The organism is Anaerobutyricum hallii DSM 3353 (genome assembly GCF_000173975.1).
GTDB classification, from domain to species: domain Bacteria; phylum Bacillota; class Clostridia; order Lachnospirales; family Lachnospiraceae; genus Anaerobutyricum; species Anaerobutyricum hallii.
Genome location: NZ_ACEP01000074.1, coordinates 13,709 through 38,559 on the forward strand (window position 1 = coordinate 13,709; position 24,851 = coordinate 38,559).

At 39.5% G+C, this 24,851-nt stretch carries 21 protein-coding genes and 3 pseudogenes; 18 read left to right on the top strand and 6 right to left on the bottom strand.

Annotated features, from left to right (window positions below):
- Window positions 1-162: 162 nt before the first annotated feature.
- The gene (gene nudC / locus EUBHAL_RS07015) at window positions 163-1,038 is read right to left on the bottom strand and encodes an NAD(+) diphosphatase (RefSeq protein WP_005347120.1); all 876 of its coding nucleotides are present in this window, start codon (window positions 1,036-1,038) and stop codon (window positions 163-165) included.
- A 549-nt stretch (window positions 1,039-1,587) separates the two neighbouring features.
- Here nudC and EUBHAL_RS07020 point away from each other — a divergent pair.
- Window positions 1,588-5,574: an efflux RND transporter permease subunit gene (locus EUBHAL_RS07020; RefSeq protein WP_242648760.1), complete on the top strand. Its 3,987-nt coding sequence runs from the start codon at window positions 1,588-1,590 to the stop codon at window positions 5,572-5,574.
- Window positions 5,575-6,045: 471 nt separating this feature from the next.
- Here EUBHAL_RS07020 and EUBHAL_RS07025 read toward each other — a convergent pair whose 3' ends face one another.
- Complete coding sequence (locus EUBHAL_RS07025) at window positions 6,046-7,416, bottom strand: sodium-dependent transporter (RefSeq protein ID WP_005347124.1); 1,371 nt, start codon at window positions 7,414-7,416, stop codon at window positions 6,046-6,048.
- Between the two features lie 379 nt (window positions 7,417-7,795).
- On the opposite strand from EUBHAL_RS07025, the gene EUBHAL_RS07030 reads away from it, so the two are divergent.
- From EUBHAL_RS07030 to EUBHAL_RS07045, 4 genes are all read left to right on the top strand, one after another.
- Window positions 7,796-8,203, top strand: coding sequence for a BMC domain-containing protein (locus EUBHAL_RS07030; RefSeq protein WP_049940641.1), 408 nt, complete (start codon window positions 7,796-7,798; stop codon window positions 8,201-8,203).
- 208 nt (window positions 8,204-8,411) lie between these two features.
- A complete protein-coding gene (locus tag EUBHAL_RS07035) occupies window positions 8,412-10,427 on the top strand; it encodes a diguanylate cyclase (protein WP_005347129.1) in 2,016 nt (671 codons plus the stop codon).
- A gap of 41 nt (window positions 10,428-10,468) precedes the next feature.
- Complete coding sequence (locus tag EUBHAL_RS07040) at window positions 10,469-10,816, top strand: Hpt domain-containing protein (protein ID WP_005347131.1); 348 nt, start codon at window positions 10,469-10,471, stop codon at window positions 10,814-10,816.
- Between the two features lie 292 nt (window positions 10,817-11,108).
- Window positions 11,109-11,819 carry an epoxyqueuosine reductase QueH gene (locus tag EUBHAL_RS07045; RefSeq protein WP_005347133.1) on the top strand — a complete coding sequence of 237 codons (711 nt, stop codon included), beginning with the start codon at window positions 11,109-11,111 and terminating at the stop codon, window positions 11,817-11,819.
- Here the strand turns inward: EUBHAL_RS07045 and EUBHAL_RS17225 are convergent.
- Both EUBHAL_RS17225 and EUBHAL_RS07050 read right to left on the bottom strand, forming a co-directional pair.
- Complete coding sequence (locus tag EUBHAL_RS17225) at window positions 11,714-12,097, bottom strand: fluoride efflux transporter FluC (RefSeq protein WP_135960919.1); 384 nt, start codon at window positions 12,095-12,097, stop codon at window positions 11,714-11,716. The genes EUBHAL_RS07045 and EUBHAL_RS17225 overlap by 106 nt on opposite strands.
- 31 nt (window positions 12,098-12,128) lie before the next feature.
- The gene (locus EUBHAL_RS07050; protein ID WP_005347135.1) at window positions 12,129-12,854 is read right to left on the bottom strand and encodes a S1 RNA-binding domain-containing protein; all 726 of its coding nucleotides are present in this window, start codon (window positions 12,852-12,854) and stop codon (window positions 12,129-12,131) included.
- A gap of 342 nt (window positions 12,855-13,196) precedes the next feature.
- Here EUBHAL_RS07050 and EUBHAL_RS07055 point away from each other — a divergent pair, with 342 nt between their 5' ends.
- The 6 genes and pseudogenes from EUBHAL_RS07055 (at window position 13,197) to EUBHAL_RS07085 (ending at window position 17,392) form a co-directional block, all read left to right on the top strand.
- Window positions 13,197-13,922: a hypothetical protein gene (locus EUBHAL_RS07055; RefSeq protein WP_005347137.1), complete on the top strand. Its 726-nt coding sequence runs from the start codon at window positions 13,197-13,199 to the stop codon at window positions 13,920-13,922.
- Window positions 13,923-13,929: 7 nt separating this feature from the next.
- Window positions 13,930-15,068, top strand: a pseudogene (locus EUBHAL_RS07060) (LPD25 domain-containing protein); the annotation flags it as partial.
- Between the two features lie 37 nt (window positions 15,069-15,105).
- Window positions 15,106-15,885, top strand: a pseudogene (locus EUBHAL_RS07070) (sensor histidine kinase); the annotation flags it as partial.
- A gap of 222 nt (window positions 15,886-16,107) precedes the next feature.
- Window positions 16,108-16,392 (top strand): autorepressor SdpR family transcription factor, encoded by a 285-nt coding sequence (locus EUBHAL_RS07075; RefSeq protein ID WP_023923479.1) that lies wholly within the window; start codon window positions 16,108-16,110, stop codon window positions 16,390-16,392.
- Entirely contained in the window at window positions 16,376-17,008 is a 633-nt protein-coding gene (locus EUBHAL_RS07080) for an SdpI family protein (protein ID WP_005347145.1), read from the top strand. The genes EUBHAL_RS07075 and EUBHAL_RS07080 overlap by 17 nt, the downstream gene beginning before the upstream one ends.
- Before the next feature lie 9 nt (window positions 17,009-17,017).
- Window positions 17,018-17,392, top strand: a complete 375-nt coding sequence (locus EUBHAL_RS07085; protein ID WP_005347147.1) for an ATP-binding protein — start codon at window positions 17,018-17,020, stop codon at window positions 17,390-17,392.
- A gap of 180 nt (window positions 17,393-17,572) precedes the next feature.
- Here the strand turns inward: EUBHAL_RS07085 and EUBHAL_RS17230 are convergent.
- Window positions 17,573-17,916, bottom strand: a pseudogene (locus EUBHAL_RS17230) (IS1634 family transposase); the annotation flags it as partial.
- Between the two features lie 34 nt (window positions 17,917-17,950).
- On the opposite strand from EUBHAL_RS17230, the gene EUBHAL_RS07095 reads away from it, so the two are divergent.
- The 7 genes from EUBHAL_RS07095 to EUBHAL_RS07125 all read left to right on the top strand — a co-directional run bounded on the left by EUBHAL_RS07095 (window position 17,951) and on the right by EUBHAL_RS07125 (window position 23,445).
- The gene (locus EUBHAL_RS07095; protein WP_005347153.1) at window positions 17,951-18,235 is read left to right on the top strand and encodes a hypothetical protein; all 285 of its coding nucleotides are present in this window, start codon (window positions 17,951-17,953) and stop codon (window positions 18,233-18,235) included.
- Between the two features lie 157 nt (window positions 18,236-18,392).
- Window positions 18,393-19,094: a lantibiotic protection ABC transporter ATP-binding protein gene (locus tag EUBHAL_RS07100; protein WP_044922411.1), complete on the top strand. Its 702-nt coding sequence runs from the start codon at window positions 18,393-18,395 to the stop codon at window positions 19,092-19,094.
- Between the two features lie 3 nt (window positions 19,095-19,097).
- Window positions 19,098-19,823, top strand: a complete 726-nt coding sequence (locus tag EUBHAL_RS07105) for a lantibiotic immunity ABC transporter MutE/EpiE family permease subunit (RefSeq protein ID WP_005347157.1) — start codon at window positions 19,098-19,100, stop codon at window positions 19,821-19,823.
- Between the two features lie 6 nt (window positions 19,824-19,829).
- Window positions 19,830-20,561 (top strand): lantibiotic immunity ABC transporter MutG family permease subunit, encoded by a 732-nt coding sequence (locus tag EUBHAL_RS07110; RefSeq protein WP_005347158.1) that lies wholly within the window; start codon window positions 19,830-19,832, stop codon window positions 20,559-20,561.
- The gene (locus tag EUBHAL_RS07115) at window positions 20,554-21,369 is read left to right on the top strand and encodes a NisI/SpaI family lantibiotic immunity lipoprotein (protein ID WP_005347160.1); all 816 of its coding nucleotides are present in this window, start codon (window positions 20,554-20,556) and stop codon (window positions 21,367-21,369) included. Before EUBHAL_RS07110 ends, EUBHAL_RS07115 begins: the two co-directional genes overlap by 8 nt.
- A gap of 61 nt (window positions 21,370-21,430) precedes the next feature.
- A complete protein-coding gene (locus tag EUBHAL_RS07120; protein ID WP_044922413.1) occupies window positions 21,431-22,090 on the top strand; it encodes a response regulator transcription factor in 660 nt (219 codons plus the stop codon).
- Window positions 22,081-23,445, top strand: coding sequence for a sensor histidine kinase (locus tag EUBHAL_RS07125; protein WP_005347163.1), 1,365 nt, complete (start codon window positions 22,081-22,083; stop codon window positions 23,443-23,445). Before EUBHAL_RS07120 ends, EUBHAL_RS07125 begins: the two co-directional genes overlap by 10 nt.
- A gap of 181 nt (window positions 23,446-23,626) precedes the next feature.
- On the opposite strand, the gene EUBHAL_RS07130 is transcribed toward EUBHAL_RS07125, so the two are convergent.
- On the bottom strand, window positions 23,627-24,610 hold the full coding sequence (locus tag EUBHAL_RS07130) for a PD-(D/E)XK nuclease family transposase (protein ID WP_005347165.1): 984 nt from the start codon (window positions 24,608-24,610) through the stop codon (window positions 23,627-23,629).
- Window positions 24,611-24,851: the final 241 nt, after the last annotated feature.

Below are 24,851 nucleotides of genomic sequence, written 5' to 3' on the forward strand. Positions count from 1 at the left end.
TTTTAGTTTGCCGCTGGCAAGAGAGCCCCACCCAAAAAAAAGAGAGAATCTACCCCATATATGTTAGTCGCAGCGGTTTGAATGCTCACTTTTGCGCTCGCATCCAAACCTTGCTCCGAGGTCACATATATGGGGTATTCTTGAAGGTAAAGAATTTTAAGCTTATTGCTTACCTTTTTTGAACATTAGCATCATTTCATTTGTCAGACTGAAATCATCAGGCTGTAATACGATATCTTCTCGTTTCTTCCATTCTGCGAGTTTCAATTCAGATTCATCCATCTGGATTTCAGTATCGCCATCAACATCGCAATAAAATCCAGCAAGAATATCATCAACAATTCCCCAGGGCTGAGATTTATAATAACGAATATTTTTTACATGAAGTCCAGTCTCTTCCATAACTTCTCTTTGAACAGTTTCCTCTAAAGTTTCTCCAATCTCCGTAAAACCAGCAACCAGTGCATAGTGAGCAAAGCCGGTACGATATTTCGTTACAAGGATTTCATCTCCATTGCAAACGCCCACAATAACTGCGGGTACAATTCTTGGATAAATAACATGTCCGCAAGAAGGACACTTTAAGGCGCGTTCTGTAGTGGAATGAACTGTTTTGCTTCCGCACCGGCCACAAAAACGATTATTCTTATACCAATTACTAAGCTGAAATCCTGTAATTCCAGTAAAAATACGATATTTAGGATGCACTTCCTTCGTTCGGAGTTTTCTGACAGGAGCAAAATCATATCCTTCTGGTAAATAAGCAGGTTCTTTTTCCAGTAAAAAGTAATGGGCATCATCAACAGAAAAAAGATAAGTAAGATCATCTTTTTCAAAAGGGAACTCATCAATGTCAGTAGTATCACTGGGAAAATCACGAACAGCAGGGAAAAAGAGATAGTTATCATACTCCTTATATTGACCGAGCCGGTGAAGAACTCCTTCCTCCGTAAAATACAAAACGATACTGTCCATATCTGGTACGGCATTTATATCATAATGATTATCTAATTTATGTGGGTAAATATCTTGAATCATAATCTAAAACCTCCTGCAAATATAATAACACAGATTATTATTTAATTCATTAGACAAACTACAGACGAAGCCATTGCTGGAGAAGATGAATTAAACAGGGGGAGGGGATTTGGGGACAGAAGCTGATGTATTCTGCTTACTCGAGAAGGACTGGGAATAGAGGGTATGATTTGACCTGCAATATTCTGAGAGCAAGCAGAAAACTTCTGCCCTCTCCCCCAAATCCCCGCAACCACTATTTAATTCAAACAAAATCCAGCCAAAGACAGCCCGGGAAGAGAACCGATAGCCTATATTTGTGGCCTCGGAGCTACGAGACTGTAGTAAAATGTTAGAAAAGGCCGACATGAAAAATTATTGATTTTGACGACTTTGTGTTTTGTACAACTGAGTCAAAATCAATAACTTTTCATGTCGGCCTTTTCATAGAAGACGGTTTCTCGTAGCGACTAAAGTCACAAATATAGGCTATCGGTTCTCTTCCCGGGCGTCTGTCTCTTAATGAATTAAATAGTAATTTCCCACATCTTGTGATACAATTATATGATAATGTCTAAATTTAAGGATTTATTTCTGATAGTAGAGGGTGGACATTTTTCAGATAGAGAAATAAAGATAGAGAACAAAAAGAAAGTTAGAGGAAAGGATATGACAAAGTTTTTTGTGAAGAAGCCATATTTTGTATTGGTGACCGTAATCATTGTCCTGGTTATTGGTTTTGTCAGTCTCGGTGAGATGCAGACAGATCTTTTGCCGAAAATGGAACTCCCATACATGGCTGTGATTACAACGGAAGTGGGTGCTTCTCCGGAAAAGGTGGAAAGTGATGTTGTTAAACCGATGGAGAGTACGATTGGTACGATTAACGGCGTGGAGAAGCTGACAAGTACTTCGGCAAATAATTATGGAATGTTAATGTTAGAGTTTGCAGAAGATACAAATATGGAGGCAGCTTTGGTTCGTGTATCGAAAGCGCTGAATTCATTAGATTTGCCGGAGGGCTGCGGAACACCCAATATTATGGAAATCAGTGCGGATATGATGGCAACGATGTATGCCAGTGTCAGTTATGAGGGAAAAGACATTAAGGAACTGTCCAGTTTTACGGAGCAGACGGTAAAGCCGTACCTGGAGCGTCAGGATGGTGTTGCCAGTGTATCTGCGAATGGCTTGATACAAGATCATGTGGAGATCCGACTGAATGAGAAGAAAATTGACCGGATGAATGATAAGATTCTCGGACAGACGAATGATAAGCTCCTTGAGGCGAGTGATAAGATTGAGGAGGCGAAGGCTTCTTTAAAAAAGAGTAAGGAACAGTTAAAGAAGCAGGAAAAGACGCTGAGCAGCAAGCAGGAAGAGACGAATACAAAGCTTGCAGAGGCACAGACAAAGCTCGCAGAAGCGTTATCCCAGAAAGCAGCATATGAGGCGGAACTTAACAGCTTAAAAGCGAGTCAGAGTGCATTAAAAGCGGAGAAGAAAGCATATAAAGATGCAGGTTTAGAGAAGACGTATAAGACGCTGAATAACACATTCAAAAGTTTGAATGCGACAATGGGAGAGGCTGCAAAGCAGATGGGAATTACGATTCCGTCTTCTGTAAAAGAAGCAATACAACATCCAAAGCAGTTTGAAGCCTTTGTTTCCTGGATGGAGCAGATGGGGTATGGTGAACAGTTTTCCAAGCTGACAATAGATTCATTAAAACAGATGTATAAGGCAGTGGAGGTTCGCCTGCCACAGATTGATACTGAACTTTCTAACCTGCAAGTAAAAATTAAGGTACAGAAAGCGATTATTGATAAATTAAATGAACAGATGAAAGGCTTAGATGAGCAGCAGTCAAAGCTTATTGCAGGCGGATATTCAGCCGCTGCAGGATTTGGTTCTGGACAGGCACAGATTGCGGCAGGTAAGACACAGATAGAATCTGCGGAAAAAGAGTTAAAGGATTCAGAAGATAAACTGGAAGATTCCCGAAAGGCGGCAAGAGAGAATGCAAATATTGATACCCTTTTAAGTCTCGATACGCTGTCTGCGATGATTTCAGCACAGAACTTTTCCATGCCGGCAGGTTATATTGAGGATAAGAGTTCACACCAGTGGCTTGTGGAAGTCGGAGATAATTTTACCAATGAAAAGCAGCTTAAAAACCTTGTTCTCACAAAGATTGACGGAGTGGGAAAGATTCGGGTAAAAGATATTGCTGATATCACAGTAGTGGATAATCAGGGAGATGCTTATTCTAAGGTTAATGGAGAAAATGCGATTCTTTTATCAGTATTTAAAGGAAGTACTGCAAATACGAGTACCGTATCCAAGGGAATTCAGAACTCTTTTAAAGATTTAGAGAAAAAATATAAAGGACTTTCCTTTACCACGATAATGAATCAGGGTGATTACATTAACATTATTATAAAGAGTGTATTGAGCAGTATCCTTTTAGGAGCAGTACTTGCAATTATTGTACTTGCTCTTTTCTTAAAAGATATCCGCCCGACAATCGTTGTTGCATTCAGTATTCCGTTTAGTGTATTATTTGCCATTATTATCATGTATTTTACGGGAATTAATATTAACGTTATGTCGTTGGCTGGGCTTTGTCTTGGTATCGGTATGCTCGTAGATAACTCCATTGTAGTAATGGAAAATATTTACCGTTTTCGAAATGAAGGAATGTCGGCATCAAAGGCAGCGGTGCGGGGAACAGCGCAGGTAGCAGGGCCGATTCTTGCATCCACGATCACAACAATCTGCGTATTCCTGCCGATGGTATATACTTCGGGTATGGTAAGCCAGCTTTTAATGCCGTTTGCATTTACCATTTCCTATGCATTAATTGCTTCTTTATTAGTGGCACTTACTGTTGTGCCGACAATGGGTTCTGTGCTTCTTAGAAAAACAAAAGATGTAAAACAGCCGTGGTTTGATAAGATAAAAGATGTGTATGGAAAAGTGTTAGAACTGGCTCTCCGATTTAAGATTATTCCGTTAGCGATTTCTATTGTACTTCTTGTACTTTGTGTGATGCAGAGTATGCGGACGGGAATTGTTATGATGGATGACATGGACAGTAATCAGATTGCAGTCAGTATGACATTAGATGATAACGTAAAAAAAGAAAATGCTTACAAGACAGCAGATGAGGTTATGGGAATTCTAACTGGAGTAGACGGCATTAAAAAGGTTTCCGCCCTTGATGGGAATGCCAGTGTAACTTCCAGTATGCTCGGAACAGGAACGACAGATAATTACACAAGCTTCAGCTTTAATATCATCACAGAAGATAATATAAAGACAACAAAGGAATTTCGCAAAATCCGAAAAGAAATCGAGAGCAAAACTAAAAGAGTAAAATGTAAGGAAATCACGGTTTCTTCTTCTGCAATGGGCGATATGTCAAGTCTTTCCGGTGGTGGGCTTTCTGTCAACGTATATGGAGAGGACCAGCAGAAGTTAATTAAAATCAGTGAAGATGTTATCAAGATGATGAAAGAGATTTCCGAAGTAAAAACAGCGTCAAATGGTATTGAGTCCGCTGACAAAATGCTTCATTTGAAAATTGACCGCAATAAAGCGGCAGAACATGGACTGACTATCGCACAGATTTATCAGGAAATATTGAAACATACTACAACGGAGAAAAATGCGATTACGCTCAACATGGATGAGAAAGATGTGGAAGTCAACCTCATTAATGAGACGGACAAACTCACCTATGAAAATATTTTAGATATGAAAATAGAAACAACCGAGAAAAACAGTGATGGTGAGGATGAAAAACATACATATAAACTGTCTGATTTTGCTTCTGAAGATGATGGATACAGCATGGACAACATCACCAGAGAAAACCAGAAACCATATCTTACCGTAACGGCAGAAATTGATGAAAATGCAAACGCAACCCTTTTATCAAGAAAGTTACAGGATAAGATTGATAAATACAAAGCGCCAGGCGGCTATGAAGTAGAACTTTCCGGTGATGCCACACAGACAACAGATATGTTAAAACAGATGGGAAAAGCATTAGCACTTGGATTCATGCTCATTTATTTAGTAATGGTTGCACAGTTCCAGAGCCTTTTATCCCCATTTATCGTTATCTTCACTGTACCATTAGCGTTCACAGGAGGAATGATCGGACTTGGATTTTTTGGAATGTCCATCTCCGCAATGGCGTTGATGGGATTCATGATTTTAATGGGAACCGTTGTAAACAATGGTATTGTGTTCGTTGATTACGTCAACCAGCTGCGAATAGGTGGCATGAGTAAACGGGAAGCCCTGATAGAAACAGGAAAAACAAGAATGCGCCCCATTCTCATGACTGCACTCACCACAATTCTCTCCATGAGTGTTATGGTATTTTCACAGGATGCCGGAAATGCGATGCAGAAGGGAATGGCAGTGGTAGTTGCATTTGGACTGCTCTATGCAACATTGATGACCCTATTTATCGTTCCAGTCATGTATGATATTCTCTACCGCAAACAACCCAAAGTGATTGATGTGGAGGATTCTGATTTGTAGCGTGGGCTGTCTTTGGCTGTCTATATAAATTCAGAACTCATATTGGAGGGATTTGAGGAAGGCTTTAGAGGGGTATGGCTTTCTGGAAAGTTGGTTTTAACTATTAGTGGAAATCATAAATCAATGTGCTATTATAACAATAGTTTAAGTGTCAACCTTATGGTATTTCATTTCTTGAATATTCTATATCGCCAATCTCCTTCCTCAAATTTCTCAAAAATAATTTCTGAATTTCCTTTAACTGTCAAAGACGATCCTTCGACGGATTTGCAAATTATTCCAAAATAGATTGCATTTTTTCTTGCCCATCCAAAGCACAGCCCACAGTAAATAAAAGAAACTATATTTGTGGCCTCGGAGCAAGGTTTGGATACTCGCGTGTATAAGCGAGTATCCAAACCGCCGCGACTAAAGTCACAAATATAGTTTCTTTTATTTTCTGTGGGCGTCTATTACTGTGCAAATCAAAATTTAGAAAAATTTATCATATAATCCAAAGAAGAAGATAAACAGTACAATTAGCGGAAGGATGTAAGTAATATATCCTCGCATCCAGTTCTGCATCTTAAGCCCCTTTCCCGTGTTGGCTTCTGTAGTAAAGTTCTTCCATCCCCATCCGTATCGGCTTGTACAGAATAAAAGATATACAAGGGAACCGAGTGGAAGGAAGAGGTTACTTACTAAGAAGTCCTCAAAATCAAGTACAGCACCGCCAAATACAGCAAATCCATCCCAGCTCCATAAGTTATATCCAAGTACGCATGGAATAGAAAGTAAGATAATAGCGATGGCATTGACAAAGCTTGATTTCTTTCTGCTCCATCCAGTTAATTCCATACCGCAGGAAATGATATTTTCAAATACGGCAAGAATCGTGGAAAATGCGGCAAAGGACATAAATACGAAGAATAGGCTTCCCCATAATCTTCCCATAGGAATATGGTTAAAGATATTTGGCAGAGTGATAAAAATAAGCCCTGGTCCGGAAGTCTGGTCTACGTTAAATGTAAAGCAGGCAGGGAAGATAATCAGTCCGGAAGTGATTGCTACGAATGTGTCTAAGAGAGCGATGTTTAAAGACTCTCCAAGTAAAGAGCGTTCCTTTCCGATATAACTTCCGAAGATTGCCATGGCGCCGATACCAAGACTTAATGTAAAGAATGCCTGGTTCATGGCACCGGTAATCGTTTTAATGATTCCGATTTCTTTCATTCGTCCAAAGTCAGGAATTAAGTAAAAACTTAAGCCTTCCTTTGCGCCGTCCATAAAAAAGCTGTTGACAGCAAGGACAATCATAATAAGGAGAAGGGAAATCATCATTACTTTTGTTACTTTTTCAAGTCCATTCTGTAATCCAATGGAACATACTAAAATACCGGCGATAACGACAACAACCATCCAGAATCCCATAACGAGCGGCTGACTGAGCATCGTGTTAAACTGTTCGGATACTGTCTCGGAATCAAGTCCGGTAAACTTTCCAGTTGCGGTCAGATAGAAGTAATGAAGCATCCATCCGGAAACGGTTGTGTAGAACATCATTAACAGATAACATCCGATTAATGTGATGTAACCGTGGATATGCCATTTCTGTCCTGGTTTCTCCAAAGCGTAGTAAGCTTTTACAGGACTTTTCTGACTTGCTCTTCCAACGGCAAATTCCATTGTCATAATAGGAAGTCCGAGCATGAGCAAGAAAATGAGATAGAAGAGTACGAATGCACCGCCGCCTCCTTGCCCAGCCATGTAAGGGAACTTCCATACATTTCCGATTCCAATTGCACAGCCGGCGGAAATCAGAATGAATCCAAGACGAGAACCTAATTTTTCTCTTTCTTTCATAAATACCTCCCTGATGATGCACTCACGGAGTTTTCCTGTATTTGATTTTGAAAATAGCTTTTTGGTGGCTGAATTCAAATTTTATTAATGTTATGCATCATATTTATTTTATAAATTTGAGTACAACCAATCAAAAAATAACAAAATTAAATATAGAATAATTCCGAGATTACAAAAAATGCTTCAAAAATTATATAGTTTAGGCACTAAAATGTCAAGAATTACTTTCCTTGATTTTATGGGATTCTCTGTTATAATTATAATCATGGGATAATGAGAACAATTTCAGATTCAGAGGATTTTTACATGTGATTTTATGAATTGTTTCTGAAATAGTTATTTGAATTTTTATATAGTAAAATGTCAGGAGGAGAATGGTGTGGGAAGGAAATGTGTCGGCTTTGTAGAAGCCGTCGGTCTTGCAGCAGCCTTGCAGGCAGCGGATACCATAGCAAAAAGTGCCAATATCAGGCTTTTAGGATATGAGTATAGTGGATATGATGGACATATTCTTATTAAGTTCGAAGGAAATGCTGGAGCAATCAAGGCAGCGGCAGAAGCAGCAGCCGTTGCAATTCATAAGGTACATACGGACTTTGACCAGACAACGGCTGTGAATCTGGAAAAGACAGGACTGGATGAAGCAGTATATGATGTTTTAGTTCATAACAAGAATACAGTAGGAGATCCGTTACAGATAGCCTCCGGCAAGCGGCCGCAGGGTACAAATCGGCAGGCAAAGTGGGTTGGCCACTGGGAGCAGAAAGGCTGCTATATCCGAGAATAGTACTATGCAATATGTTTACATAATGGTATAATAAAAACAGTAATATGTCATAAAATATAACACAACCGTGGGACACACGGGGATAGCTCGCATATGCTTAGCACAGTAGTGCTATCGAACGAGAACCAAACTTGCCGAGGTTGGGAAGCCTCACCTATACAGGCGGGGAGGATGTCACAACAGACAAAAAGGAAAGCGAGGGGAACGGATGCAGGCAGATGAAACAATGACAAAGCAGGAATCAGAAGAGATGATAAAGCAACTTGAAAAAGTATTCGACATTGTGCGTTTGCTTGATGAAGAAACTCTCTATGGAGGCAGTGGTATTGAGTCAGAGGGCGGCGAGGTATGCCAGTGCTATTCTTTCTGGGGAAGGAATGAAGTTTGTGAGAACTGTATTTCATTAAAAGTAATGCAGGATAAAGTACAGCGCACGAAGCTTGAATTACTTGGACAGGATTTTTATCAGGTAATTTCGAAATATGTAAAGATAGATGGTAAGCCATATGCGATGGAAATGATCAGCCGTCTTGACAGAGAAGTTCTGGTAGATGATGATGGAAAGAATCAGTTATTGAGTGAGATTAGCGGATATAACGATAAGCTTTACAGAGATGCACTGACAGGCGTATATAATCGCAGGTATTTTGAAGAGAAGATTAAGACAACACGTTTTTCAGCCGGAGTTGCCATGATAGATCTGGACGATTTTAAAATTTACAATGATACCTATGGCCACGAAGCAGGAGATATGGTATTAGATACTGTTGTACAGATCATAAAGAAGAATATCCGTAAGAGCGATATACTCATAAGATATGGTGGTGATGAGTTTTTACTTTTATTGCCGGATATCAAGGGAGATGCTTTTGAGATTAAGCTGCGCCAGATTCAGGAAAGAGTTCATACAGCAGCAGTTCCAGGATATTCACAGCTTCGTCTTTCTGTGAGTGTTGGAGGTATTTTATCAAATGGAGAGAAGATAGAAGATGCAATCCGACGTGCAGACAAGTATATGTACCAGGCAAAGATGACAAAGAATAGCGTAGTTACAGAACAATCTAAGATCTGTACTGAAGATAGAGAAACTGGAAGAAAAGGCGGGCAAAAGATTCTTATTATCGATGATTCGGAAATGAACCGCATGCTTCTTTCAGAAATGCTTGGAGAAGAATTTGATATTTTAGAGGCGGAGAATGGAAAAGAGGGACTTGAAATTCTTCAACAATATGGTACAAGCATTTCCATTGTACTCTTAGATATTGTTATGCCAGTCGTGGATGGATTTGAAGTTCTTGACTTCATGATAAAGGAACATTGGAATGAAGAAATTCCGGTTATCATGATTTCCAGTGAAAATTCGCCGGATACCATGCGAAGAGCATACGAGATGGGCGTTGTCGATTATATCAGTCGGCCATTTGATGCAAGAGTAGTATATCGAAGAGTGCTGAATACTATCAAGTTCTATGCAAAACAGCGACATCTTGTTACGTTAATTACGAATCAGGTATATGAAAAAGAAAAGAATAATCGGATGATGATCAGTATATTAAGCCAGATTGTGGAGTTCCGTAATGGAGAAAGCGGCCAGCATGTGCTTAATATCAATATTCTCACTGGACTTTTATTAGAAAGTCTTGTACAAAAGACAGATAAATATCATTTGAATGGGTCAGACAGGCTGCTTATTATAACGGCATCTGCACTTCACGATATTGGAAAAATTGGCATCAGCGATAGAATTTTAAATAAAGCAGGAAAGCTGACAGAGGAAGAATTTGAAGTCATAAAAAGACATCCGATTATTGGCGCATCTATTTTAAAGAATCTGGCATTACACCAGGATGAACCAATAGTAAAAGTTGCTTATGAGATTTGCCGCTGGCATCATGAACGGTATGATGGAGGAGGCTATCCGGACGGCTTAAAAGGAGAACAGATTCCTATTTCCGCTCAGATTGTATCGTTGGCAGATGTGTATGATGCATTAGTGAGTGATCGCATCTATAAGAAGGCCTATTCGCATAAAGAAGCGGTTAGAATGATATTAGCCGGAGAATGTGGGGCATTTAATCCACTTCTTTTAGAATGTCTCGAAGAGATTCAAGGGAAAATAAAGGAAGAACTTGAAGTTCAGGATGTTCCAGAAATTTCACCAGTACCAGTACAATGTCCGATTTCAGAAATATCAGAATTATCCATGCCAGAAGACAAAAAGTAAGAAATGTTAAGTAAAATGAAGAAGAATTAAGGAGAACGACAATGACAGTAAAAGAATGTTATGAACAGATGGGGTCTGATTACGAGAGTGTTTTAGGAAGAATGGGCAGCGAAGCCATGATTAAACGTTTTGCCTTAAAGTTCTTACAAGATCCAAGCTTTAATAATTTAAAAGAAAATCTGGAAAAAAATGATGGCGAAGAAGCGTTCCGCGCAGCACATACATTAAAAGGTGTATGCTTAAACCTCGGATTTGATGAACTCTACGAAGCAAGCGCAGAAATCACTGAAAAGTTAAGAGGAAAAGAAACAGCCGGAAGTGAAGATATGTTCCAGAAAGTAGAAGAAAAATACCAGAAGACAGTCAACGCAATCAAAGGTTTAGAGTAACTTCTGCTTTGCCGCAGGCAAAGGGAGACACCCTCAGAGAATAATCCTTATTTGTGACTTTAGTCGCAGCGTGTTGAATACTCGCTCTGCCCGCCCGTATCCAACACTTGTTCCGAGGCCACAATAAGGATTATTTTATTCTCTGAGGCTGTCTTTGGCAGTTGAAGAACAGTCAGAATTTTATTTATTTTGTGATACAATGCTTCAAAATAAACACTTTAAATGAAAAAGCAGGATTATGATGAGTTTGTTATGGATATTTTGAAGAAATAAAATTACAAGGAGAGTTTAGATGAATACAAATAATATTCAGAAAGTAAATTATCAAAAGATATTGGATAAAATCACAGATAAAATTGAGAAGGAGTGTGCTGAGGGAGAAAATCGCCCAGCTCTTTTCCTTCATGCATGCTGCGCGCCTTGCAGCAGCTATGTTCTTGAATATCTGACAAAGTATTTTAAAATTACGATTTTTTATTATAATCCCAATATCACACCAGAAATAGAATATACCAAAAGGGTAAAAGAGCTTCAGCGTTTTATTCATGAAGCAGGTTATGAGGAAGATGTTACTTTCGTAGAAGGTGATTATGACCCACAGGTATTTTTTGATATGGCAAGGGGAATGGAAGACTTGCCGGAAAGAGGACTTCGCTGTTATCACTGCTACGCACTTCGTATGGAAGAAGCCGCGAAGAAAGCTGCAGAGATGGGAGCGGATTATTTTTCGACAACCCTTTCAATCAGCCCGCACAAAAATGCCCAGTGGATTAATGAGATTGGAGAAAAACTTGCTGATAAATATGGGGTGAAACATCTGCCATCTGATTTTAAGAAAAAAGGAGGGTATTTACGTTCTATTGCATTGTCTGAGGAATACCATCTGTATCGGCAGGATTATTGCGGATGTGTGTTTTCGAGGAGGGATTCGGAGGTGCCGAAACAGACGAACTCAGTAATAAAAATAGCACCTACCCCCACGAGGATGCTCAATAACATATAGAGAAAAGCCACTTTCGGATGTCCGCTTTTCATCAGAGTTGCAGATTCTAAAGCAAAGGTTGAAAAGGTAGTAAATCCCCCACAAATTCCAGTCTTTAAGAAAAGTACGAGCTTTGGATTCGGAATTGATCCTTTTGAGGCGAGCATGGCAACAAAAGCGATAGCAATACAGCCCGCTGAGAATGAAATAATCCTTATTTGTGGCCTTGAAGCAAGTGCTGGATACGAGCGAGTATTCAACACGCTGCGACTAAAGTCACAAATAAGGATTATTTTCATTCTCAGCGGGCGTCTATTTGCCTGCGGCAAATCAGAGTTTAAGACCTGCCAGCAAAGCTCCTAATCCTGTTGTTGCATCGCCTTCATCTTTATAGCTTACAACTTCTTCGCCGCTTGTATCTTCCTCTTCCGGAGCAACTTCCTCTAAAGCCTTCATGCTGAGACTAATCTTGCCATTCTCAACTTTTAATACTTTAACATTGACTTCCTGCCCAGCTTTTAAAACTTCTGCTGGAGATTCGATACGTTTCTGTGCAATCTGAGAAATGTGTACCAGACCGGAAATGTCATTGCCGAGATCAACGAAAGCGCCGTAAGGCATGAGAGATTCTACTTTACCAGTAAGAACAGCGCCAGCTTCAATTGCGTTGATACGCGCTTCTTTTTCTGCCCGCTTTTTATCGTAAAGAACTTCTTTTACAGATAATACGAGACGATTCTTTTCTGGGTCAGCTGTGATAACTTTCGCTTCAACAGTCTTTCCTAGATATGGATTTGTGTCTTCTACATAACCAATTTCAAGATGGGATGCAGGAATAAAACCGCGAAGCCCATCAACATAAACGATAACACCTTTATTTACGATACCGCCGACTTTTAAAGTAAGAACAGTACCATCCTCTAAATACTGCTGTACTTTATCCCAAGCGTTAAATCCAGTTTCTTCTTCTGTAGCCTCTCCCTCATTCTCCACAACATTCAGTGTTTTAAGAGATTCGTCAATTTCTTTTTCGAAATCTGCCATTGATTCACTCATGATATCATCCTCTTTTCTTAAAAATAAATTACTATAAATCAGTTAGTTTCCTGACAACTATTATAACATAAGTTCGAATACTTTGACAAAAAAATTAAATTCGATATATAATCATATTATAACAAATTTGAGTTACAGAGAGCAGAGGGTAAAAAAGTGAAGAAGCCAGCTGCGCTCATCTGTGCTACGGATGATACAGGAAAAACCAGTCAGTCAGATACAGGTTAATCCGTATGAATTTATCGAACGAGAGAGTGTGAGATAAGATTTTAATGTTGAGTCATTTGTTTGTCACGGCATTCTCTCCACAGAATACTATAATAAAAAACGCAGGTGTTTATTATGCCAGATGTAGGAACCTTACAGGTATCTCTTGTTTCCAACCGGGGGAAACGCCCGATTACGGATGCTGCAGTGGAGATTTCTTCTGCGGGGGAACCGGATAAAATATTAGAAGTATTAAAAACAGATTTGTCGGGACAGACAGAAGTGATTGAGTTAGAGACCCCTCCTTTAGAATATTCAATGGAACCAGGACTGAATCAGCCATACTCAGAGTATAACTTAAAAATAACAGCTCCAGGATTTGAGCCAGTGGAAATTGCAGGAAGTCAGATGCTTTCCGGGCAGCTTGCTTTGCAGAATCTCTCTTTGGAACCGACAATTACAGAAACGGCTTCGTATGAAGTTCTTGCAATCGGCCAGCACACATTATATGGAGATTATCCACCAAAAATCGCAGAGAGCGAGGTTAAGGATATTCAGGCAACAGGCGAGGTTGTATTGAGCAGAGTTGTAATCCCGGAGTATGTTATAGTACATGATGGAGCCGTTTCTGATAATACGGCAAAGAATTATTATGTACTATATAAAGATTATATTAAAAATGTAGCTTCCTGCGAAATTTATTCTACATGGCCAAAAGAAACTTTGAGGGCAAATATATTGGCGATTATGTCATTTACGTTAAACAGGGTTTACACTGAATGGTATCGGAGCCATTGTTCATTCATGGTTGGAAAGTGCGGTAGTGCAGGCATTTTCTTTTTGCTTTTGTTTGCTTTTTAAAGTAGAATATCGTGATCCGGAAGATAGTTACTATGATGAAGCCGAATTTGCAATCGTAAAAGGAAATACCGTATTTGGAAATCTGATGGACGATGTTCGGTTTTATGGGGAGCTTGCACTGGTAAGGGGAGGAATTGAGAAAATTCATGAAGCATTACCGGACTATAAGTATGTACCGATGCGGGATGTTCGGGAAGCAATGTATCCAGAGAAGATGACCACAGAACAGCTGGCAGAGGCAGTGGATGAGATTGCAGAAGCATTTGATCCGTATGAGTATCGAGATAATGTGGAGATAGGAGAAAATACGGTACAGGAAGTGATGCTGGATTTGCGAAGTGGAAATATTCATTCCTATATTTCGTATCTGAAGGATATCGTAGACGAAGAATGCGACCAGTCTGTTCGTGCAGGTGTATTGATGGAAAGGCTGAAAGCCTATGAACCGGAGCTTCCAAAGGATATGGAACCAATGGTGTATGTAAACTATTGTGAAGAGAGTGGTCTCATGAATCCGAGATGTCAGAAGTTATCTGATCTGGATTCAAAAACCGTAGAACAGGACAAAGTCTGTTATGCTGATCGTGCTCCCAACACCAACGAACCAAAAACGATAGCACAGATGTTTTTTACAGTATATTATGCAGAAAAAGGCGACCAGATGCTGCATCATTTCAAAGGGAAAATAGATATTGGCACTGGCAACGGAGGTCTTCTCAATCAGTTAAAGCTGCAGAATGAAATGAGACTGACGGATGAAAGTTGGATTAACTATCAGAAAGGCAAGGGGAATGAAGAGTTCCAGAAATATATGGAAGATCTGACGGATATGCAGAATCATGTTTTGCCTTATCTGCAGAGTTTTTGTAGTCTGGAAAAAAAGGAGTGCAGGAACGCCGGGAACAGCAGGTAATGGACAAGAAGCAGAGCAGAGCAACTGCCGTTACTGGTGTAGAAAAATCAGCAAATGTAAAAGATGCAGGGAAAGTGGAAAGGAAGTCTTTGCCACAGAAGAAAGTAGCGATAGGAAAAGAGAAGAAGCCATCTATCCATGAACGGTTGGAAATCAATAAGAAGATTATTCAAGAAAAACAGGGAAAAGATAAGCCGGAGAGAGAAGCTGATTTTGGTGTAAGGACAGTGTAGTATAAGCACAATGAGTCGGAGGTCACGGATGATAACGTGGCTTCCGGATATGGAAGTGTTCCGTAACCTTCCATTAAGTGTAATAAGCGTTATTTTTCTTTATTTTCTGATGTTTAGTATATTCTGGCTCTGGACCTACAGAACCAATCAGGCACATCAGAAAAAGGAACAGGAAAAAGATGAAAAATATAAAGCAGAACTTCTGATAGCTGCAAAAAAGGCAGAAGCCGCCAATGAGGCAAAAACGAAGTTTCTCCAACGGATGAGCCATGATATCAGGACTCCAATCAATGGAATCTGCGGGATGATTGATATGGCAGAGCATTATGCAGACGATATGGAGAAACAGACAGAATACAGAGCAAAGATCAAAGAGGCATCCAATCTGCTGCTGGAACTGGTAAATGATGTTCTGGATATGAGTAAGCCGGAGTCTGGTGAAGTTGTTCTGGAAGAGAGTCCATTTAATCTGAACAAAATTTTTGAGGAAGTGCTTGTTGTGATTGAACAGATTGCTGCAGAACAGAATATCCGAATTGTATGGGAGAAAAAAGAAATCAAACACTGTGATCTTATTGGAAGTCCGAGGTATGTGAAACGTGTGATGATGAATATCCTGTCGAATGCGGTGAAATATAACGGAGAAAACGGGCAGATTTATATCAGCTGCAGGGAAATTCCATCCGAACAGCCGGAAATGACGACAATGGAATTTGTCTGCCGGGATACCGGAATCGGAATGACAGGGACGGTTTTATCATCAATGACAGCAACAGTCGCACAAACAGTAAAAAAAGATGGTCATATGAGCAGTTGAGCAGACAGATGCGGAATCTATGGGCCATGTATAACTGAAGGGAAAAGCCAGATGTTGAACAGCTTTTGAACAGTGATACTACCATATTTTTCATATAGCAGCGATTGAAACACAAGGATTTTAGAATTTAGATATTTTTCTAAATAGTTGTTGACAATTCTGTTTCGTCAGAATATATTATATTTAGAAATATTTCTAAATACTTTTGAAAGAAGTGATGCTATGGCTTTTGCAGATACTTTTAAGGCCTTGTCCGATCCTGCACGCCGAGAAATCTTACAGTTATTAAAGAATGGCCGAATGTCCGCCGGAGAAATTGGTAGTCATTTTCATATGACCGGTGCTACTGTTTCCTATCATCTAAAGATTTTGAAAAAGGCTGATCTGATATGGGAAACAAAAGAAAAGAATTTTATTTACTATGATTTGAATACTTCCGTTGTAGAAGAATTACTTCTATGGTTAAAAGACTTGAAAGGAGACGAATCTCATGATGAAAAAATATAAATGGTCTTTGTTACTTGGCAGCCTTCTTTCTTTAAGCCCAATCTTGATCGGATTGCTTTTGTGGAATCAGCTTCCGGCAAAGCTCCCTACCCATTTTTCCACTGGAAATACTCCAGATGGCTGGAGCAGCAAGGCAATTACCGTTTTCGGACTTCCGCTTTTTATGTTTGCAATGATGTGGTTTTGCTTTCTTTTCACCCATGTTGATCCAAAACGCCAGAACATCAGTCCGAAGCTGATCCGGGCACTTGTGTGGTTCATGGCTGCACTTTCCCCGATTGTTGTGTGCTCTAGCTATGCTATTGCTCTTGGAATAAATGTGAATATTACTCTGCTCACTTATCTGATCATTGGACTCATGCTTTTGGTAATTGGCAATTATCTGGCAAAAACAAAACAGAACTATAGTGCTGGCATTCGGATTCCATGGACACTGTCCAGTGAAGAAAACTGGAATCGCACACACCGTGTCAGCTCCAGACTGTTTATCTTTTGTGGCCTAGCTATGATCGCCAATGGATTTCTGGACTCTAAGATACTGTTATTTTTCATCATGGCAGTGTTGATTGTAATCCCATATGCATATTCTTTTTTCTTATTTAAAAAAGGAATATGATGTACACTTTTGGAACATGCCTTTGTAGCTGCAATAAGGGCATATTATAGTAATGGTGTAGATTTTATTGAGCCTTTGGATGTTAGTACCATTTTCGGGAATGGACTTGATAACGCCATAGAAGCAAGTGAAAAACTTCCTGAAGAACAGAGGGCGATACTTGTGAAAGCGGGGAAAATGCAAAACTTCTTTTCTGTACTGATTGAAAATAACTGCTTGCAGGATAGCGGAAACACAAAGAGCCGTACCACAAAGAATGATGATTTTCTTCACGGTTTCGGTATTTCTAATATGCGAAAAGCCGTTGAGAAATATGATGGTCAGTTGATGACCAAATGCGAAAACGGGAAATTTACATTGAAAATTTTAATACTAATTCCATAAAGAATATGGCTTATGAGCCTGTTGTCTATCACGGACAGCAGGCTTTTTTGCGTAGTTATATTAGAATTGAGCGAGCTAAGCGAGCGATGCTTCTTGAACGACAGTTCAAGAAGATGGTGGCTATTAGAATTTACGCTTTCAGTATTAGAATTTGCGTCTTGTCTTGTATTCTTTATTTAATAGGATATTGGTTAGCTTGTCTCGTGTGTAAAGTGGAATAAAACCTTGTTCTTGTATATCGGCGAAATTCATTGTTCTCAATTTATCCAAGAGTGCCTCGTAGCTGAAGGCATTTCCCAGATCTCTTTCGAGGTAACGTATATTACCACCGCAAGAAAACAGATAAGGAAATGGGCTTTTATGCGTACGTCATCGTGAAGAAAAACTGGTCTTGTTTCAAAGTCAGTCTTCATTACACGAAAACATTCCTCGATTTTCCAACGACCTTCGCTGAATTTTAGGATATCTTTTACATCACCGTCTAAGAGGTCTGTAGTTACTGCGTACATCCCATCATATAAGGCTTACCGTGCCGGGTGGAACCCCTGCAACTGTGCTATGTGTATTTTCTCTACACCGAAGCTGTTTGCCGGGATTCGCAAATTATATCCAGAAGAATATCAGTTGTTAAAGCATAATGAAGAAATTCTGGAATTTATGCTGGATAATAAGTGTGATTTGGATACCTTTGTGGGAAATGCGAAATCCTGTGTGTATCATGGAGATGAGAAAGCGATTCGCAGTCTGGTCACTGGAGAATTCTCGGCAAACGATATCTATGCAAAAGGACAGTGGATGTATCCGGCAGGGGCATTTCATGGGGTAGAAGGAGAGCCATGTTGAAGGAATGATAGAATACCAGTTTATTCAAGTGATGAAACAAAAAATTCATAGAAGAGTATTCTCCTATATCAAGCACATTTGCTGCATAGATGGAATATCTTTATGAAATCTTCAAAATTGATTGATATTATGAAAAAAAGAAAGGATGATTATAAATATGAATATGATTTTAAAAACAACAAATCTCTGCAAATCGTTCAACGGGCAGACAGCCGTAAATAACATATCGCTGAACATTGAAAGAAATTCCGTCTATGGATTGTTAGGACCAAATGGAGCCGGAAAATCTACAACACTCAAAATGATAACAGGTATTTTGAGACCCACATCTGGGAGTATTGAGTTTGACGGCCACGCATGGAAACGCAGCGACTTAAACCATATTGGAGCGTTAATTGAAATGCCGCCGCTTTATGAAAATTTGACCGCCTATGAAAATCTGAAAGTAAGGACTGCTATTTTAGGGCTGACAGATAAGCGGATTGACGAAGTGCTGCAAATCGTCCGGCTGACGGAAACAGGCAAGAAAAGAGCCGGACAGTTTTCTCTTGGTATGAAACAGCGTCTTGGAATTGCAGTTGCATTACTAAACAACCCGAAGCTGCTCATACTTGATGAACCAACCAACGGGCTTGACCCGATTGGGATTGAAGAACTTAGAGAGCTTATCCGTTCCTTTCCTGCAAAGGGTATTACCGTTATTTTATCAAGTCATATTCTCTCCGAGGTACAACAGACCGCTGACCACATCGGCATTATTGCGGGCGGCATCTTAGGCTATGAGGGGAAACTTAATGCAAACGAAAATTTGGAACAGCTTTTTATGGACGTTGTAAAAAGCAATCACAGGGAGGGTTAAGGCATGGACTATCTAAAATCAGAACATTTGAAATTCAAGAGGACAATATCGAACAAACTGATTTTCATTGTTCCGCTAATTACGGCTATTTTTGCATGGATTATGGGTGGATATATGGGGTATCAGTACATGACGCTTTACTGGTGGTATGCGTTCCTGCTTCCTGGAGCAATCGCAATTTTGTGTTCTTTGTCACACAGAAAAGAAGAAAACGCAGGGAAATACTATTCGGTATTTTCTATGCCTGTAAACCTTTCGAGATTTGAATTTGCTAAGGGCATTATCTTAGTCGAAAAACTGCTTGTTTCAGCGATATTTTTAGCATTGCTTATTTCTATCAGTAATATCATTGCTCCGGCAACGGCAGTATATTCTCTTTTACACAGCATTACAGGAAGTATCGGAATTATCCTTGCGTCTGTCTGGCAAATCCCTTTGTGTCTGTACTTAGCACGCAAAACGGGAATGTTTGTGCCGATTGTGTTAAATACAATACTTGGGATTGTCCTATCTACTGCTACCGCATTAGGAAATACAGTAGCATGGTGGTTTGTACCGTATTGTTGGGCAGCAAAACTGGCAGAGCCACTTATGGGAATTGAAATGAACGGAACTTATGCGGGGAATTGTGGATTTTCTATAGCCATTATGATTTCCATTTCGTTGTCAATACTCTTGTTTCTTATTTTATCCTATGCCGACGCAAAGGATTTTTCCAAAGGGAGGTAGACAGAAATGGGTTTTATTTATGTGCTTCGTTCTGAACAGGAAAAAACGAAGCATACATCGTTTTGGGCTATTCATTTTTGTGTACCCGTTATGGGGGCATTGTTATTTCTTGCTTACTATTCCCTGTATGCCAGCACCGCAGACAGTAAAAAGCTCAAAATGATATTGGAAATTACTACAACGTTTTTTCCGTTGTTGATAAGCGTTATTGTTGGTCTGAACGTTGCACTGGAAGAAAAGGCTTCACACTTCCAAACGCTGCTTGCTGTACCAAACAGACACAAAAATATGCTTGCAAAATTAACTTATCTTTATGGTTCGGGGGTATTTGCATTGTTCTTTCTGTTCCTGTTATTTGTGATTGGCATACATCTTTTGGGAATGGCTGATACAGTGCAGCTCGGAATGCTCATTGGAGCCGCCGCCGGGATGGCCTTTTGTAATTTGATAATATACATCTTGCACCTGTTCCTTAGCTTCAAATTTGGATTAGGGTTATCCCTGTTTTGGGGCGTGTTTGAAAGTCTGCAATGTATCTTATATAGCAATATTGAGCTGAAAGGTGTAGCCCGGTATATCCCCTTTGCATGGTCTATGAATTGGGTACAGGATATTTTGAGCCGACAAATTTTCAACTATGGAACGGAAAAAATATGGATTGCAGCATTAACGACAGGCGGCTTATTGCTGACCTTATTATGGTTTTCTCATTGGGAGGGAAGAAAAAATTATGAATAAAAGCAAAAAAATAATGCTACTTCTGCTGTTTACCTTTATCGTTTGTGTGGCTCTTGCTGGCTGTACTTTACAGGACAGAATCGAAGAATATTCCAGTGACAAGGAACAATGTTATTTGAATACGGAAAATGTAACACGTTTTTCCTATAAAGGTAACGATTACACCATTTTGGCAGATACCGTATCAAATGGCGGGCTTGGAGAATGGATTGGATATATCCGGCAGCTTGCCGCCATAGACGAGAACGGAAAAATATTGCTGCAAGAAAATGTTGAACCGGCAACTTTTCAATCCTTAGCGGATTTGGCGGAGAAAGCACCAGAAGCCGCTTACATTATTCCTTTTCTCAATGTATATGCGGCTTCTAACGCAGACGATTATCTTATTGTAGATGTAAACGGAGGGTATCATAAAGCTGTTATCAGCGAAAATGTCAAAGATAGCGATACTGTTTTTGATTTTAAGAAAACAGAAGAATCTATAAATGACAGCTTTGAAGTCAATCCAGAAAATGCGACACAACTTCTTTGGGGCGGGACGGTTTATCAAGTAACGTCTGATATGGTATCAGATGATGAATTAGGCAGCTACATTGATATTCTCGCTGAAAGTGTTACATTCGATACAGAAACGAAAATCCCTTTGTCAAAAGAAGATTTAAGCAAGATTGACTGGTACGGGGAAAATGCCGGACAGGGGCGAGAGTCTTGGTTTTACACAGATGTCTATGAGATTTACGGAACCGATAAAGCGGAAGCGGTTGCGGTCAATGTAAATGATAACTACTATATTGCAAAGCGACAATGACAGCTTTCCTGCCCTTGGAGCTTGTGCTATACTAAAAAGGACAACGAAAGGAGGCAACAATATGGCGGCGATCCTTATGATTGATGATGAACGGGCTATTTTAGAGCTTGTCAAAAACGGGCTGCGAAAGGATGGGCATTTCGTGACCACTTATACCTCTGCCGCACAGGTACCGCTTGATAAGCTGAACAGATATGACTTGATTATACTGGATATTATGATGCCAGATGTAGACGGCTTTTCCTATTGTGATAAAATTCGTTCCCTTGTAGACTGTCCTATTCTTTTTCTGACAGCAAAGACAATGGAGCATGACATCACATTTGGGCTTGGTCTGGGAGCAGACGACTATCTGACAAAACCATTTCGTATTGCAGAATTGCGGGCGAGAGTAAACGCCCACCTACGGCGTGAACGTAGGGAACGACATACCGCACTTACCTTTGACCGCATAAAAATTGATTTATCTGAAAAAGAATTACGGGTAGATAACACGCCTGTTGCCTTAACAAAAAGCGAATATCTGATTTGTGAATATCTTGCAAGGAATAAAGGACAGGTATTTTCAAAAGAACAGATTTACGAAGCTGTTTTCAGCTTAGAGGGCGACAGTGATAATTCTACGATTTCTACTCATATCAAGAATATCCGGTCAAAATTGAACAAACTGGATATTCAGCCGATAGCGACAGTCTGGGGGATTGGATATAAATGGGAATGAAAAAAACAACATCACTGAAAGCGTCTTTTTGGAAATTCTTATGTATGCTGTTGATTGGACTAATAGGTGCGGTGGCAATACCATTTAGTCTTATTTTAGCTGGAACTAGTACAGGGCTTATTACCTATGCGGATTATTCAGAACGCTGCACAAAAGATCTTGCTCCTGTTATTGCTGCAACGCCGGATTTGGCAGATGTGCAGCTTCCTATGGGCTGTGAATATTTGGTGCTGGATAAAAATTATCAAGTGACGGAAACGACCTTAGAGGGCGACGATTTGGACCGGGCTATGGAATACGCAATATCCGGGCAGATAAATACAAACCTCAACAAACAGTATTTGCTTGTGACCCGCAAAAATGAATATGTAGTGCTGCAATATTACATAGGTTCACAGTTTACAAATGAATGGCTTTATGAGCATTTTCCCTCACCGGAAATTCTGCTTTATATTTTTATAGCAATCAACTGTATTGCAGTATGCGTGATATTGACAGCGAAGTTTGCAAAAAATATGCGGACGCAGCTCTCTCCGCTTTTTGAAGCGACAAGGCAGGTAGCAGAACAAAATCTTGATTTTGAAGTGGGACATTCAAAAATCAAAGAATTTGAGGACGTACTTTGTTCTTTTGCAAATATGAAAGATAATCTGAAAATATCTTTAGAGAAGCAATGGAACGCGGAACAGTTACAGAGAGAACAGATTGCAGCACTCGCTCACGATTTGAAAACACCTTTGACCGTCATTCAAGGAAATATTGATTTGATAAATGAAACGGAGCTAGACGACGAACAACGTCTATATGCGGGTTACATCACTGAAAGCTCCGAACAGATAGGCATTTATATTAAAGTGTTAATTGACATTTCACGGACAATCGCCGGGTATCAGCTTCATTTGGAGAAATTTGATATAGCTGATTACATGGGCCAGATTAAAGCGCAGGCAAGCTCTTTATGCCTTACCAAAGGAATTTGTCTGCAACTGGAAACGGGGGCTAACCTGGGCACACTTAAGGCGGATAAGCTGCTGTTGGAACGGGCAATTATGAACGTGATAAGCAATGCGTTAGACTATTCTCCACCACAGGGGACAATTTATGTAACGGTGCAAAAAACGGACTGCTTTTTACATATATCTATAACGGACGAGGGAGGCGGCTTCACACCGGAGGCCCTACATCATGCACAGAAACAGTTTTTCATGGGCGACAAAAGCCGTACTTCTAATATGCACTTTGGTATGGGACTTTATATCACAAGCAGCATTATCAAGCAACATGACGGGCAGCTTGTTTTAAGCAATTCTAAAAAGACTGGCGGCGCACAGGTTATTATCAAAATTCCATATTAAAAGTAGTAGGCGGTACTGCGGTATCGCTTCTGCACCTTGCGTGCTATAAAACGTAGTCTGCAAAGGAGTTTGAGTAATCCGTTTCAATCTAATAGATAAAAAAGAAACCGACATAAAGCCGGCTTCAAAAGAAAGTAAAATCACAAAACTCCCCGGAAATATGACCGAGGAGTTTTTGTGATTATTTTTCTGGTAATAATTTTCCCATTGTGTTGGCGATGTCTTTTAACTTTTCAACAGAATAGCCTGTATATAAAATAATTTTGTCTAAAGGTTCTTCATTTTCAATCATCATCTGAGCAAGGGAATAGCTTTTTTTATCTTCGCCTAACGCTACAAGACCATTACTAAGATTACACATATTTTGCACCTCGCTTTCAAATTCTTCTGTCATTGCAATATGAAAATCATCGTTTAGACGCTGCTTTTTTTCTTCTGGAGATGTAGAGGGTGAGAAGAGTACATTTAGTAAATCAAGAATCTCCAAATCACTTTCTTTATCAGCATCACCAAGATTTAAAATAACAACTTCCATTAAATCATAACTTTCAGGGGAAGTGTAGGGAGTGCCATGTATGGTATCTTCAACAGTATGATATTTAAAAATACCATTTTTCCGCTTCTTTGCTGGGTCAGGACATATCCATATACTATATACTTTTTGAATTTTCTCATAATGTTCATCAGTAAACACTGTTCCGTATTGTTCAGAAATCATTCGAGCACAATAATAAAATCCTCGTGTTACTAATGGATAACCCGGTGTATCATTTAATTGGATTTCAAGATTTATAATGAGTTGTACAGGCTCATCACTGTCTGGTAGACAGGCTTTGAAACGAATATCATAGTATACAGTCTGTTCATTGATAGAGTTTGCTTCGGTGTTAAGTCCGTCAATTCGTTGGTTGCCATTTAATCGAGTGTTTTTATCGAGGTAATCTTGATGTACAGAGCGTTGTGATATTTCAATGTCTCCTGTTAAGCAGTTATCGCATATAAATTGAACACTATATTGCGAGAATTCTTTTGTACAGGATTTTAGTATCCATGCAATAACGGCATTATAAGTTAATAGTTTTTTTGCACATTCGTCATACTTGGCTCTGTCTGCGGTTAAATCAATAGTATGTGCAATATTTGTTTGCTTTAGAATTATAATCACCTCCGATATACTGATATTATGTAAGTCTATGTTAACATAATTATCTTTAATTCGCTATACTTAATCTCAAGAAAATGTAAATAAATTCCAACAATGTAATGACTAAATTTAAAAATATTAAGTGTATAGTGTAATACTGTCAGGCTTGGGATATATCTGAGGTGTCATTGGAACATAGGAAATATCCTCTTTTTAGCGAAAGTAAATAAATTCAGTGATATATTATAAGCTTGTATACATT

What these genes read in the sequence shown, in the direction of transcription:
- nudC (WP_005347120.1), bottom strand. Translation starts at nt 1,038, where the DNA reads ATGATTCAAGATATTTACCCACATAAATTAGATAATCATTATGATATA.
- EUBHAL_RS07020 (WP_242648760.1), top strand. Translation starts at nt 1,588, where the DNA reads ATGTCTAAATTTAAGGATTTATTTCTGATAGTAGAGGGTGGACATTTT.
- EUBHAL_RS07025 (WP_005347124.1), bottom strand. Translation starts at nt 7,416, where the DNA reads ATGAAAGAAAGAGAAAAATTAGGTTCTCGTCTTGGATTCATTCTGATT.
- EUBHAL_RS07035 (WP_005347129.1), top strand. Translation starts at nt 8,412, where the DNA reads ATGCAGGCAGATGAAACAATGACAAAGCAGGAATCAGAAGAGATGATA.
- EUBHAL_RS07040 (WP_005347131.1), top strand. Translation starts at nt 10,469, where the DNA reads ATGACAGTAAAAGAATGTTATGAACAGATGGGGTCTGATTACGAGAGT.
- EUBHAL_RS07045 (WP_005347133.1), top strand. Translation starts at nt 11,109, where the DNA reads ATGAATACAAATAATATTCAGAAAGTAAATTATCAAAAGATATTGGAT.
- EUBHAL_RS17225 (WP_135960919.1), bottom strand. Translation starts at nt 12,097, where the DNA reads ATGAAAATAATCCTTATTTGTGACTTTAGTCGCAGCGTGTTGAATACT.
- EUBHAL_RS07050 (WP_005347135.1), bottom strand. Translation starts at nt 12,854, where the DNA reads ATGAGTGAATCAATGGCAGATTTCGAAAAAGAAATTGACGAATCTCTT.
- EUBHAL_RS07055 (WP_005347137.1), top strand. Translation starts at nt 13,197, where the DNA reads ATGCCAGATGTAGGAACCTTACAGGTATCTCTTGTTTCCAACCGGGGG.
- EUBHAL_RS07075 (WP_023923479.1), top strand. Translation starts at nt 16,108, where the DNA reads ATGGCTTTTGCAGATACTTTTAAGGCCTTGTCCGATCCTGCACGCCGA.
- EUBHAL_RS07080 (WP_005347145.1), top strand. Translation starts at nt 16,376, where the DNA reads ATGATGAAAAAATATAAATGGTCTTTGTTACTTGGCAGCCTTCTTTCT.
- EUBHAL_RS07095 (WP_005347153.1), top strand. Translation starts at nt 17,951, where the DNA reads ATGTGTATTTTCTCTACACCGAAGCTGTTTGCCGGGATTCGCAAATTA.
- EUBHAL_RS07100 (WP_044922411.1), top strand. Translation starts at nt 18,393, where the DNA reads ATGAATATGATTTTAAAAACAACAAATCTCTGCAAATCGTTCAACGGG.
- EUBHAL_RS07105 (WP_005347157.1), top strand. Translation starts at nt 19,098, where the DNA reads ATGGACTATCTAAAATCAGAACATTTGAAATTCAAGAGGACAATATCG.
- EUBHAL_RS07110 (WP_005347158.1), top strand. Translation starts at nt 19,830, where the DNA reads ATGGGTTTTATTTATGTGCTTCGTTCTGAACAGGAAAAAACGAAGCAT.
- EUBHAL_RS07115 (WP_005347160.1), top strand. Translation starts at nt 20,554, where the DNA reads ATGAATAAAAGCAAAAAAATAATGCTACTTCTGCTGTTTACCTTTATC.
- EUBHAL_RS07120 (WP_044922413.1), top strand. Translation starts at nt 21,431, where the DNA reads ATGGCGGCGATCCTTATGATTGATGATGAACGGGCTATTTTAGAGCTT.
- EUBHAL_RS07125 (WP_005347163.1), top strand. Translation starts at nt 22,081, where the DNA reads ATGGGAATGAAAAAAACAACATCACTGAAAGCGTCTTTTTGGAAATTC.